This window comes from Thauera terpenica 58Eu (assembly GCF_000443165.1).
GTDB classification, from domain to species: domain Bacteria; phylum Pseudomonadota; class Gammaproteobacteria; order Burkholderiales; family Rhodocyclaceae; genus Thauera; species Thauera terpenica.
This window is the reverse complement of record NZ_ATJV01000013.1, coordinates 84423-97156: the sequence shown is the minus strand read 5'-3', so window position 1 is coordinate 97156 and position 12734 is coordinate 84423. Positions and strand designations below refer to the sequence as shown.

Annotated in this window: 11 protein-coding genes; 3 read left to right on the top strand and 8 right to left on the bottom strand. The window is 61.2% G+C overall.

Annotated elements, in window-relative coordinates:
• Positions 1–182: 182 nt before the first annotated feature.
• Positions 183–854 carry a Crp/Fnr family transcriptional regulator gene (locus M622_RS23295; protein ID WP_021247975.1) on the bottom strand — a complete coding sequence of 224 codons (672 nt, stop codon included), beginning with the start codon at positions 852–854 and terminating at the stop codon, positions 183–185.
• 208 nt (positions 855–1062) lie between these two features.
• On the opposite strand from M622_RS23295, the gene trxB reads away from it, so the two are divergent.
• Together trxB and M622_RS0119800 are read left to right on the top strand one after the other, a co-directional pair.
• Positions 1063–2016, top strand: coding sequence for a thioredoxin-disulfide reductase (gene trxB, locus M622_RS23290; RefSeq protein ID WP_021247974.1), 954 nt, complete (start codon positions 1063–1065; stop codon positions 2014–2016).
• Positions 2017–2024: 8 nt separating this feature from the next.
• The gene (locus tag M622_RS0119800; protein WP_031346194.1) at positions 2025–3182 is read left to right on the top strand and encodes a Smr/MutS family protein; all 1158 of its coding nucleotides are present in this window, start codon (positions 2025–2027) and stop codon (positions 3180–3182) included.
• A gap of 4 nt (positions 3183–3186) precedes the next feature.
• Here M622_RS0119800 and M622_RS23285 read toward each other — a convergent pair whose 3' ends face one another.
• Together M622_RS23285 and M622_RS23280 are read right to left on the bottom strand one after the other, a co-directional pair.
• Positions 3187–3525 (bottom strand): P-II family nitrogen regulator, encoded by a 339-nt coding sequence (locus M622_RS23285; protein ID WP_021247972.1) that lies wholly within the window; start codon positions 3523–3525, stop codon positions 3187–3189.
• 51 nt (positions 3526–3576) lie between these two features.
• The gene (locus M622_RS23280; RefSeq protein WP_021247971.1) at positions 3577–5205 is read right to left on the bottom strand and encodes an NAD+ synthase; all 1629 of its coding nucleotides are present in this window, start codon (positions 5203–5205) and stop codon (positions 3577–3579) included.
• Positions 5206–5407: 202 nt separating this feature from the next.
• Between M622_RS23280 and M622_RS23275 the strand changes: the two genes are divergently transcribed.
• The gene (locus M622_RS23275) at positions 5408–6565 is read left to right on the top strand and encodes a GNAT family N-acetyltransferase (protein ID WP_021247970.1); all 1158 of its coding nucleotides are present in this window, start codon (positions 5408–5410) and stop codon (positions 6563–6565) included.
• 47 nt (positions 6566–6612) lie between these two features.
• On the opposite strand, the gene M622_RS23270 is transcribed toward M622_RS23275, so the two are convergent.
• The 5 genes from M622_RS23270 to nuoK form a co-directional block, all read right to left on the bottom strand.
• Entirely contained in the window at positions 6613–7152 is a 540-nt protein-coding gene (locus M622_RS23270; protein WP_021247969.1) for an NUDIX domain-containing protein, read from the bottom strand.
• Between the two features lie 165 nt (positions 7153–7317).
• A complete protein-coding gene (gene nuoN, locus M622_RS23265; protein ID WP_021247968.1) occupies positions 7318–8787 on the bottom strand; it encodes an NADH-quinone oxidoreductase subunit NuoN in 1470 nt (489 codons plus the stop codon).
• A gap of 49 nt (positions 8788–8836) precedes the next feature.
• Positions 8837–10318, bottom strand: coding sequence for an NADH-quinone oxidoreductase subunit M (locus M622_RS23260; RefSeq protein WP_021247967.1), 1482 nt, complete (start codon positions 10316–10318; stop codon positions 8837–8839).
• 73 nt (positions 10319–10391) lie between these two features.
• A complete protein-coding gene (gene nuoL, locus M622_RS23255) occupies positions 10392–12410 on the bottom strand; it encodes an NADH-quinone oxidoreductase subunit L (protein WP_021247966.1) in 2019 nt (672 codons plus the stop codon).
• A gap of 12 nt (positions 12411–12422) precedes the next feature.
• Positions 12423–12728 carry an NADH-quinone oxidoreductase subunit NuoK gene (nuoK, locus tag M622_RS23250; RefSeq protein WP_021247965.1) on the bottom strand — a complete coding sequence of 102 codons (306 nt, stop codon included), beginning with the start codon at positions 12726–12728 and terminating at the stop codon, positions 12423–12425.
• Positions 12729–12734 lie beyond the last annotated feature (6 nt).

Genomic DNA, 12734 nt, shown 5'->3' with positions numbered 1-12734 from the left:
GGCGACGGCGGACAGCCTGAATGAAACAACAGCGTCGATTATAAGCGATGCACCGCAGCCCCCGGCGGCGGCGTTGCGCATGCTCACAAAGCCGGGCTCGCCGTCTTCATCGCACCGGCGCCCGCCCCCGGCACGACGAGCGCAGGGCCTGACCCGGTGTCAGCGCACCCGGCCGCGGCAGATCACGCCTCGCCAAGCCGTTCGCACAGCACGATCCCCTGCGGCCGCTCCTCGATCAGACCCTGCTGGCTGAGATCCTTCATCACACGGCTCACCATCTCGCGCGAGGCGCCTATCATCTTGGCGATGTCCTGCTTGGATATCTTGCGCACCACCACCGACTCGCCGCCGACATCTTCGGACATCTCGATCAGCAAACGCGCGACGCGACCATAGACATCCATCAGCGCCAGGCTCTCGATCTTGCGGTCAGCGTTGCGCAAGCGGCTGGCGAGGTTGCACATGATGCGCCAGGCGACATCGAAGTGTTCGCGCATGATCAGGCGAAAATCCTGTTTGGCGATCAACACCAGATCCGCTGGCACCACCGCCACCACCGACGCCGAGCGCGGCTGCTCGTCGAACATGCCCATCTCGCCGAACAGCTCGCCTTGGCCAAGGATGGAGAGGATGACCTCACGGCCGTCTTCGTCGCTCACGATCACCTTGAGGCTGCCAGTGAGGACGAAATAGACGTAATCGGAGCGATCGCCCGCGTTGACCACCGACTGTCCGCGCGCGATCCGCCGCATCATCGAGACGCGGGCGACATTGGCAAGCACTTCGTCGGAAAGCCCCTGAAACAGCGGGAAGGTCTTGAGGGCGATGACGGATACTGCGGTGGATTTGGTCATGCTGACTCCGCGAAAAATCCATTAAAACAGGCATGTCTACGACTTATTTCACAGTGTAAACGAATACCCGCGATCAATCGCAGTGGTACGAACGCCGTCACCCCGGTTTGCGGGCGTGTCCACGCCTGACGACCCTCATCGCAGCGATGCTCGAAGGGGCTCGGCTATAATCCCGGCTCCGTTCGCACACTTACAGGATCGCTCTCCGATGACCACCAAACACGCCCGCCTGCTCATCCTCGGCTCCGGTCCCGCCGGCTACAGCGCTGCGGTCTATGCTGCACGCGCCAATCTGGCACCGGTGCTGATCACCGGCATCGCCCAGGGCGGCCAGCTCATGACCACGACCGAAGTCGACAACTGGCCTGCAGATGCCGACGGCGTGATGGGGCCGGAACTGATGGCGCGTTTTCAGAAGCACGCCGAGCGCTTCAACACCGAGATGATCTCCGATCACATCCACACCGTGAAGCTGACCGAGAAGCCCTTTCGTCTGATCGGGGATGCAGGCGAATACACCTGCGACGCCCTGATCATCGCCACCGGCGCCACCGCGAAGTACCTCGGCCTGCCCTCGGAAGAGAAGTTCTCCGGCCGCGGCGTGTCCGCCTGCGCAACCTGCGATGGTTTCTTCTACCGCAAGCAGGACGTGGCAGTGATCGGTGGCGGCAACACCGCGGTCGAGGAAGCGCTCTACCTCTCCAACATCGCGAAGAAAGTCACCCTGGTGCACCGTCGCGAACAGTTTCGCGCCGAAAAGATCATGATCGACAAGCTGATGGAAAAGGTCGCTGCCGGCAGCATCGAGCTCGCGACCAACGCGACCCTGGACGAGGTGCTGGGCGACAGCAGCGGGGTCACCGGCATGCGTATCAAGGATGTCAACAGCGGCGCGACGCGCGATGTAGCGCTGCAAGGCGTGTTCATCGCCATCGGCCACAAGCCCAACACCGACATCTTCGAGGGCCAGCTGGAGATGGACAGTGGCTACATCGTCACCACCGGGGGTCGCCACGGCAACGCCACCCAGACCAGCATTCCCGGCGTGTTCGCGGCGGGTGACGTGCAGGATTACATCTACCGACAGGCGGTGACCTCGGCGGGCACCGGCTGCATGGCGGCACTCGACGCGGAGCGCTACCTCGACGGGCTCGCTGGCTGAAGGCAGCGATGAGTCGTCGTTCGCGTCCCGTTCCTCGCCCGGCTGAGCGCGCACAAGCGCGCACAGCCGGGGGCAGCGAGCCGAAAAGCACCGCCGCTGCTGGCAGCGGTGCTTTCGCCGCCTTGCGCAGAACCTTGCGGGAGAAACGGGAAGCAGAACAAGCGCCGCCCTCACCGCCACCCACCGGCAAGTCAAGCCCGCCCCAGACACGGCACGACGCTGACCGAAGCGACACGGAAGCGCTCAAGCACGCCGACTCACCCCGGCCCGCCGGGCAACAAACCGGGCACGACAGCGAACTGGCGCTATTCCGTGAATTGGTCGGACCCAGTACGCCGATCCGCAGCCACGGCCGGGTCGAGATCGAACGTCCGCGCCCTGCCCCCGTACCCCGTCCGCGCCAGCCGATCGACGAAGACATGGAGCAGGCGTCTGCGCACAAGGGCAGCACCGACCCTCTCAGTGCCGCCTACGACGGCGTCGTGCCGCTGCGCGACACGGGTCGGATCGAGCTCAGTACCCCGCGGCGACACCTCGCCTCAGCCCGGACTGCGTCCCGCGCAGCGCCGGCACAACGCCCGGACGCACTCGTGCTGCCGGCCGAGACCGAGCTGGCCGACAGCGCTGAACTGTTTCGCGCAGTGGTCGGTGAGCTGCGCCCGATCGACACCCGCAATCGCATCGAACTCGCCCGCCCCGCGCCTCAGCCCAGCCCGATCAAGCGCGAAGAGGACGAGCGCGCCGCGCTCAGCGAATCGCTCGTCGCGCCGCTGACCCTTGAGGACAGGATCGACATGGGCGAGGAAGCGGCCTTCCTGCGGCCGGGGCTGCCACGCCGGATATTGACCGACCTGCGCCGCGGGCGCTGGGTGTTGCAGGGACAGGTCGACCTTCATGGGCTGATACGCGACGAGGCGCGCGCCGCGCTCGCGCACTTCCTGCATGACAGCTTGCTGCAGGGCAGGCGCTGCATCCGGGTGATCCATGGCAAGGGGCATGGATCACCCGGAAAGGTATCCATCCTCAAACAGTTGTCACGCGGCTGGCTGGCGCAGCGCGAAGAGATTCTGGCCTTCTGTCAGGCGGGGCCGCACGACGGCGGCGGCGGCGCGCTGCTGGTGCTGCTGCGCGCACAAAACGCCTCGCAGCGCAGCGCCCAGCGCTGAATCATCAGATCGCCGCTTCGTTGGTCTCACCGGTACGGATGCGGATCACCTGCTCCACCGCCATGATGAAGATCTTGCCATCGCCGATTTTTCCGGTGTGGGCGGCCTTGACGATGGCCTCGACGGCCGCATCGACCAGCTCATCGGTGACGACCACCTCAACCTTGATCTTGGGCAGGAAGTCCACCACGTACTCGGCTCCACGATAGAGTTCGGTATGCCCCTTCTGGCGGCCGAAACCCTTCACTTCGGTGACGGTGAGGCCGGTGATCCCCACCTCCGACAAGGCCTCCCTGACCTCATCCAGCTTGAACGGCTTGACGATCGCCTCGATCTTCTTCATCCACTTCTCCTGATCATGTTCACCCGCGGCAACAAAAGCCTGCGGTAATCATTAAAACTCATCTTGATAACGCGATGTTATCGGATAACGCCAATCCTTGCCGAAACCACGCTGCGTCACCCGAACGCCCACCGGCGCCTGGCGGCGCTTGTACTCACTGCGTGTGAGCATCGATACAGTGCGCCGCACCTCGGCCTCGGGAAAACCGGCGGCAATGATCTCGCGCGGAGACTGATCGCGCTCCATGTAGGCTTCGATGATCGCATCGAGCATCTCATACGGCGGCAGACTGTCCTGGTCGGTCTGGTCGTGCTTCAGTTCGGCCGAAGGCGGTCGATCAATGATGTTCTGCGGGATCACCGGGCCAAGGGTGTTGCGCCAGCGCGCGAGACGGAATGCGAGCGACTTGTAGACGTCCTTCAGCACCGCGAAACCGCCGGCCATGTCTCCATACAAGGTAGCGTAGCCGGTTGCCATCTCGCTCTTGTTGCCGGTGGTCAGCACGATTGCGCCCGTCTTGTTCGACAAGGCCATCAGGATCATGCCGCGGATACGACTTTGAAGGTTTTCCTCGGTGGTATCGGCCGGCAAGCCGGCGAACTGCGCTTCGAGCAGCTGCGCAAAAACCTGCATTGCAGGCTCGATGGGGATCTCGTCGTAACGCACCCCGAGGCGGGCGACCATTTCGCGCGAGTCGTCGAGGCTCATCTGCGCCGTATAGGGCGAGGCCATCATCACCGCCCTGACTCGCTCGGCACCGAGCGCATCCACCGCCACCGCCAGCGTCAGCGCGGAATCCAGTCCTCCCGAAAGCCCGATGATCGCGCCCGGAAAACGATTCTTGTCGAGATAATCTCGCACCCCCAGCTTGAGCGCTTCGTACACGCCTGCCTCCAGGCCCTGCGGCACGGCCTTGAGTTCGCTCTGCCAGCGGGCACCATCAAAACGCAGGATATCGACACGCTCCTCGAACGCAGGGGCGGCATAGCCAAGGCGACCGTCGTGGTCGAGCGCAAACGAGCCGCCGTCAAACACCAGCTCATCCTGACCACCCACCATGTTGCAATAGAGCACTGCCAGGCCGGTCTCGCGCACACGGTCGCGCAGTACCTGCAGGCGCTGCGCGTGCTTGTTCATGTGATAGGGCGATGCGTTAAGCGATAGCAGCACCTGCGCGCCGGCGGCCCGCGCGGCCTCGGCCGGACCGGGCTCCCAGATATCGGCACAGATGCTCACCCCCAGGCGCAGCCCCTTGAGGTCGAACACACAGGCATCGACCCCAGCCTCGAAGTAGCGCTCCTCGTCAAAGACCTCGTAGTTGGGAAGAAGATTCTTGAAATAGCTGCGCTCCACCTTGCCACCCCGGAGCACCGACGCGGCATTGAAGCGCGCCGCACCGATCGCGACCGGGCGCCCCAGCACGACGCAGAGCTCGCCGGCGGCCGCCGCAATGCGCTGCGTCTCGCGCTCGCAGGCACGATAGAAGTCCGGCCGCAGCAGCAGATCCTCAGGCGGATAGCCCGACAAGGCCAGTTCCGGGGTGAGCAGCAAGTCAGCGCCCGCGGCGCGAGCACGGCCGATCGCCGCGATGATGGCGTCGGCATTGCCGACTACATCGCCCACGGTGAGGTTGAGCTGTGCGACGGCCAGGGTGAGGGAAGTTCGAGAGTTCGTGTTCATGGGGCGAAACTATACCGCTTCGCGATCCTTGCGTCGCATCACACGCGAGCCGGCAATTAAACCCACACACGGGGTGTGCAAGACTGTGGATAAGCAGGGGACAAGGCTTGCAAGTGGCTGCCGCCGCAGCGTATCTTCGCACTGCACAATAATGAGGCGACACCCCCGTGCGGCACGCATCCAAGTCATTCAAGTTTCGCTCATGACCAGTCCCGATGAATTCAGGCTGCTCGGCTCGATCGCGGACATCGCCCCTCAGGATTGGGATGCACTGCTACCCCCTGCGCCCACCCCGTGCCTGCACCACGCCTACCTGCACGCACTGGAGGCCAGCGGCTGCGTAGGTGAGGCCAGCGGCTGGACACCCCGCCACGCAACGCTGTGGACGGACGGACGCCTGGCCGCTGCGATGCCGCTCTACCTCAAGACGCACTCCTGGGGAGAATACGTTTTCGACTGGGCATGGGCAGAGGCCTATCAGCGCCACGGCCTCGATTACTATCCCAAATGGCTGTGTGCGATTCCATTCACGCCCGTGCCCGGCCCGCGTGTACTCGGGCAGGATCCCCGGGCACGCGAGCGGTTGATGGCCGGGGTAAGCAGACTCGCTGAAAGCAGCGCCCTGTCCTCCCTCCATGTACTCTTTCCTGGCGAACGCGAGCTCGCGTCCTTGCAGCAGAACGGCTTGTCCTTGCGTGAAGGCGTGCAGTTCCGCTGGAGCAACACCGGCACGGACGGCTCACCCTATGCCGACTTCGACGCCTTCCTTGGCAGCCTCAATCACGACAAACGCAAGAAGATCCGCCAGGAGCGGCGACGCGCAAGCGCGCACGGGCTCTCCCTGAGCTGGCTTAATGGCCACACCGCAACGCACGAGGACTGGCACTTTCTGTACCGCTGCTATGCAAACACCTACGCCCTGCACCGCTCAACGCCCTACCTGAATCTGGATTTCTTTCTTCGCCTTGCGCGCGCACGACCCGAACAGGTCGTGCTGCTTGTCGCCGCACGTGCCGGCGTGCCGGTGGCGTGCGCCTTCTTCCTGCGCGACGAAGAAACGCTGTACGGGCGCTACTGGGGAGCCGTCGAGCCCCTGCCCTTCCTGCACTTCGAACTGTGCTACTACCAGGCGATCGAGCACTGCATTGCGCATGGGCTGCAGCGCTTCGAGGGTGGCGCCCAGGGCGAACACAAAGTCGCGCGCGGTCTCCTGCCGGTGAAGACGCACTCGGCGCACTGGATCGCCGACCCCCGCTTTCGCACGGCAGTTGACGACTTCCTCGGCCGCGAGCGCCAGCACATGAGTTTTTATCTGGACGAGTTGAACGAACGCGCGCCCTACCGCAGCAGCACCGATTAGTGCGTGACAAGAAGCGCCCTCCTGGCAGATGCGCGCCCCGCTGAGTGTCAGACTCCGATCAGGGGCAGACAGCGATAGAGCGCGACGATGGACTTGCCATCGGTAATCTCACCGGCGTGTATCGCCCCTTCGACTTCTTCCCGCGTCAAGGTCAACAACTCCAGAAACTCCCCCTCATCCCGCTGATGTCCAAGGTAGCTGAGTCCCTTGGCAAGGAAGATCTCGATGCGCTCGTCGGAATAGCCGATACAGGGATGCATCACTCCAACGTAGCGCCACTCTGCGGCCTCATAGCCGGTCTCTTCACGCAACTCGCGCCGGGCGCAGTCGAGGATATCCTCTCCGCTGTCGATCTTGCCCGCCGGCAGTTCGATGAAGGCGCGACGCAGGGGATAGCGAAACTGCCGCTCGAAGAGAATCCCACCATCACCCAGCAAGGCCACGACAACCACAGCACCGGGGTGGCGTATGTATTCGCGCCTGCCCTCAGTACCATCCGGCAAGCGCACGCGATCACGCCAGACACTGAGCAAGCTGCCATCGAACACTTGCTCGCTGGCCAGCTCAAGTTCTTCAAGCACATCCATCTTCAAGCTCCAAAGCGATCGCTTTCAAGTATTTCTCGCGGCCCTGGCCCGGATGCCAGTAGCTCAAAAAAAAATGGCCATCGCGCAAGCGATGGCCAAGGTTGACTCCACTTTTTGAGACGCGGTGCTTGTCAACGCCCGGACCGGCTCACACCCCCGCCGTGCTCAGAGCGAGCCCAGCAGCGCATACGCACACAAGGACATCAGCATCTGCGGAGCGAGTCCAAGCGCGGCAATTGCAATTCCGTTCGCCGACAACATGATGCGCACTTCCGCAGGCGCCTGAATGGGCGACTCATCAACCGGCGCATCGAAATACATCACCTTCACGACCCGCAGGTAGTAAAACGCGCCTGCAACCGAGAGCAGCACCGCAACCACCGCGAGCCAGAAGTAGCCTGCCGCCACCACCGCCTGAAGCACTGCGAGCTTGGCGAAAAAGCCGATGAAGAAGGGAACACCCGCCATCGAGAACATGACGAAAAGCATCATCAGCGCGAACCACGGACTGCGCTTGTTGAGCCCCTTGAAATCATCAATGTTCTCGGCCTCAAAGCCGGCCCGGGACAACAGGATCAGCATGCCGAAAGAGGCAAGACTCATGATGACGTAAGAAACCGCGTAGAACATCGCCGAACTATAGGCATTGAGCGCGAAGTGTCGATCCCCGTCCACCACGCCTGCGAGCAAACCCAGCAGCATGAAACCCATGTGCGAGATGCCGGAATAGGCCAGCATGCGCTTGATGTTCTGCTGCGCGATCGCGGCCAGGTTGCCGAGCGCAATGGACGCCACTGCAACCATCATCAGCATCCCCTGCCACTCTTCGGCGACGTCAAACAGCGCCCAGATCAACAAGCGCACCGCCATCGCGAAAGCGGCCAACTTGGGTGCGGTGGAGATCATCAGGGTGACCGCCGTAGGCGCGCCCTCATAAACGTCCGGAACCCACATGTGGAAAGGCACGACCCCTAGCTTGAAGCAGATGCCAGCGACCAGAAACACCAGGCCGAACATCAGCACGATCTGATTCGCGGTCTGGTTGTACACCGCCTGGGCAATCGAGGAGAATTCGAGCGAGCCGGTGGCGCCGTAAATCATTGACATGCCATACAGCAGCAGACCGGAGGCCAGGGCCCCAAGCACGAAATACTTCATCGCCGCTTCTGTTGATCGCGGCGAATTGCGGTCGAAGGCGACCATGGTGTAGAGCGCGAGCGACATCATTTCCAGCCCGATGTACATCGACAACATGTGGTTCGCGCTCACCATCACCATCATGCCCAGCGTCATCAACAGCGCGAGGACGTAGTACTCCGGCCTATCGAGCTTGCGGTCCGCAAGATAGGCACGACCGTAGAGCAAAGCGATCGCGGTGGAAAAATAGATCATCAGCTTCAGGAAATCTCCCATCAGGTCACTGATGAAGAGATTGTTGAAGGTGTATACAGGCTCGCCCTGCATCGTGTAGATCGTTACGAAGGCCGCCGCGATCAGCGTGAATTGGGTCGCATAGTAAGCGAGCGAGCGGGCAATGCTGCGTGCAAAGGCGCTCGCAAGCATGGTCACCAAGGCCATCACGGCGACGAAGATCTCGGCCGCGGCGGGGTAGAAGTCGGGGACGACAAAGTTCATCTTCTGACCAGTCCGTTAAGTATCCCTGAGGCGTTCGGTGGCCCGACGCTCAGAGCTTGCTCACGGCAACATGCCGCAGGAGTTCGTTGACCGAGGTATGCATCACTTCGGTAAAGGGAAACGGGTACAGACCCATCGCAAGCACACATACCGCAAGAATGCCCAGAAAGGCGAACTCGCGCGCATTGATGTCGTGGAGCTCGGCAACCTGCTTGTTCGCAACCTTGCCGAAAACAACTCGTTTGTACATCCACAGCGAATATGCCGCACTGAGGATCAAAGAAGTTGCCGCGATGAATCCGATCCAGAAGTTGTACTTGACCGCCCCTAGCACCACCATGAACTCGCCCACGAAACCCGAAGTTGCCGGCAGGCCCGAGTTCGCCATCGCGAACAACATGAAGAAGGCCGCAAACTTTGGCATCGTATGCACGACACCGCCGTAATCAGCAATCTGGCGCGAATGCACGCGGTCATAGAGCACGCCTATGCACAGGAACATCGCAGCCGACACGAAGCCGTGTGAAATCATCTGCACGATCGCACCTTCGACACCCAGCGGGTTGAAGATGAAGAAACCCAGGGTAACGAAACCCATGTGCGAGATTGATGAGTAAGCCACCAGCTTCTTCATGTCGACCTGCACGAGGGCGACGAAACTGATGTACACGACCGCAATCAAGGACAGCGAGATCACCAGCCACGACAGCTCATGCGCAGCGTCGGGCACGATAGGCATGGAAAAGCGCAGAAAACCGTAAGCACCAAGTTTGAGCGCAATCGCCGCCAGCACCACCGAACCTCCGGTTGGCGCCTCGACGTGAGCGTCAGGCAACCAGGTATGCACCGGCCACATCGGGACCTTGACGCCAAAGGCAACAAGAAAGGCGAGGAAAATGAGGATCTGTGGCTCGATCGGCAAGGGCAGTTGATGCCAGTCCAGGATGTAGAAACTACCACCCGACTGCATGAACAGGTACAACAGCACGATCAACATCAACAGCGAGCCGAGCAGCGTGTAAAGAAAAAACTTGATCGCGGCATAAACCCGGTTCGGGCCACCCCAGACGCCGATGATCAGGTACATCGGAATCAGCGACGCCTCGAAGAAGACATAAAACAGCACGCCATCGAGTGCGGAAAAGATGCCGTTCATCAGACCGGACATGATCAGGAAGGCCGCCATGTACTGCGCGACCTTGTTCTCGATCACTTTCCAGCCTGCCAGCACGACGATGATGGTGATGAAGGCGTTGAGAAGCAGGAACAACACCGAGATGCCGTCCACCCCGAGGTGGTAGTTGATGTTGAAGCGCGGTATCCAGGACGACACTTCGACGAACTGCATTGCGCTGGTTGTGGTGTCGAAACCCGTGTAAAGCGGGAGGGTCACGACGAACCCAGCCACCGCGACCGCGAACGCAAGCATCCGCGCCAGCGGGGCATTACGATCCGAGCCGGTCGCGAGGACCAGCAGGCCACCGATAATCGGTACCCAGATCGCCAGACTGAGGAGAGGAATGTCCGTCATCGTTGCTTTCCGTTCAGTGCGCCGCGAGCGGCGCGGTCCGTCTTGTTATGTATTTCTTCACTGCGCGACCTGCTCACCCACGGTTGAACCAGAAGGTAAGGAGCACGAACACGCCGATGATCATGGTGAAGGCGTACTGATAAAGGTGGCCGGTCTGGAACAGGCGCGACATCTGCGCAATCCAGGCCACCAACCTGGCCGTGCCATTCACTGCAATGCCATCGATAAGACCTTGATCACCAAACTTCCAGAGCCCCTTGCCGAGCAGACGAGCACCACCCGAGAACACGATTTCGTTGAAGCGATCGAAGAAATACTTGTTCTCGAGCAGGCTATGGATCGGCTTGAAGGTGCGCTGGATCGCCACCGGAATACCGGGCCGCACGAGATAGAAGAACCAGGCAAGCACCACACCGCTGATCGCCAACCAGAACGGTGCCGTTTGCAGACCGTGCATCGCCATGCCCGCTGCGCCATGGAAACTGGCTGCGAGTTCCTTGAGTCCGACGTGGTTGTCAGCAACGAAGATCACACCCGTGAACCAGTCTCCGAACAACATCGGTTCAATCGTGATGAAACCGATCACGACCGAAGGGATCGCAAGCAGGACGAGCGGCAGCGTGACCACCCAGGGCGACTCGTGAGGCTTCTCGCCCGGCGCCAGACCATGGTGCGGATCATGTCCGTGATCCTCTTCTTCGTGCGCAGCGCCGTGAGGAGTGCTGTCCGCGCTGCCGAAGTTCTCCTTGCCGTGGAAGACCAGGAAATACATCCGGAAAGAATAGAACGCAGTGACGAAAACACCCAGCAGGACGCACACCAGCGCGTATCCAGCACCCGGAATGGTCGATGCGTGCACCGCCTCGATGATCGAATCCTTGGAATAGAAACCTGAGAAGAAAGGGAAGCCGATCAAGGCCAGGGAGCCGAGCAAGGATGTGATCCAGGTGATCGGCATATGCTTCCACAGCCCACCCATCTTGCGGATGTTCTGTTCGTGATGCATGCCGATGATCACCGAACCGGCGGCCAAGAACAGCAGCGCCTTGAAGAAGGCGTGCGTCATCAGATGAAACACCGCTGCCGAATAAGCCGACACCCCAAGTGCGACGGTCATGTAGCCCAGCTGCGACAGGGTTGAATACGCCACCACGCGCTTGATGTCGTCCTGCACGATGCCCAGGAAGCCCATGAACAACGCTGTCGTTGCGCCAATCACCAGCACGAAGGACAGGGCCGTATCGGACAGCTCGAACAGGGGCGACATGCGCGCCACCATGAAGATGCCCGCGGTCACCATGGTCGCGGCGTGGATCAGCGCCGAAATCGGGGTCGGGCCTTCCATCGAGTCAGGAAGCCACACGTGAAGCGGGATCTGGGCCGACTTGCCCATTGCACCCACGAACAGGCAGATACAGATCGCGGTGATCAGGGACCAACCCGTGACCGCCATCTCCTGCGTGGCGAGTTCGCCAGCCTTGGCAAACACCTCGGCGTAATTGACGCTCCCCGCGTAGGCAGCGATCAGCCCGATTCCAAGCAGGAAACCGAAGTCCCCCACGCGGTTTACAAGGAAGGCCTTGAGGTTGGCGTAGATCGCTGTAGGGCGGTCATACCAGAAGCCAATCAGCAGGTAGGAGACCAGGCCCACCGCCTCCCAGCCAAAAAACAGCTGCATGAAGTTGTTGGCCATCACCAGCATCAGCATGGAGAAGGTGAACAACGAGATATAGCTGAAGAAGCGCTGATAGCCCGGATCCTCGGACATGTAGCCGACGGTGTAGATGTGCACCATCAGCGACACGAAGGTCACCACCAGCATCATCATCACCGTCAACGAGTCGATCAGGAAGCCCACCTCGAAGCTGATGCCTCCAGCGACCAGCCAGGTATAGACCGGACCGTCAAAGGTGTTCCCGGCCTGAACGTCCTGGTAGATGACCAGTGAAGCCAGCAAGGCGACCGCAACACCGAGAATGGTGACGATGTGAGAACCGGTTCGACCAATGGTCTTGCCAAAAAGTCCAGCCAGGATCGCCCCTGCAAGCGGCGCCAGCGGCACTAGGAGATAGAGAGTCTGCATGTCCATCATCGTGACGCTTCCTTAACCCTTGAGCCTGTCCAGATCATCCACGTGGATCGTGCGCATGTTACGGAACATGACAATCAGGATCGCGAGGCCGATGGCGGCTTCAGCCGCAGCAACCGTGAGAATGAAGAAAACGAAAACCTGGCCGGCGATATCGCCGAGAAAATGCGAGAACGCGATGAAGTTCATATTCACCGCGAGCAGCATGAGCTCGATGGCCATCAACAGCACGATCAGGTTCTTCCGATTGAGGAAGATTCCGACCACGCTGATCGCGAACAGGATCGCGCCCAGGATGAGGTAATGGGAAAGCGAAGGCATCTATGA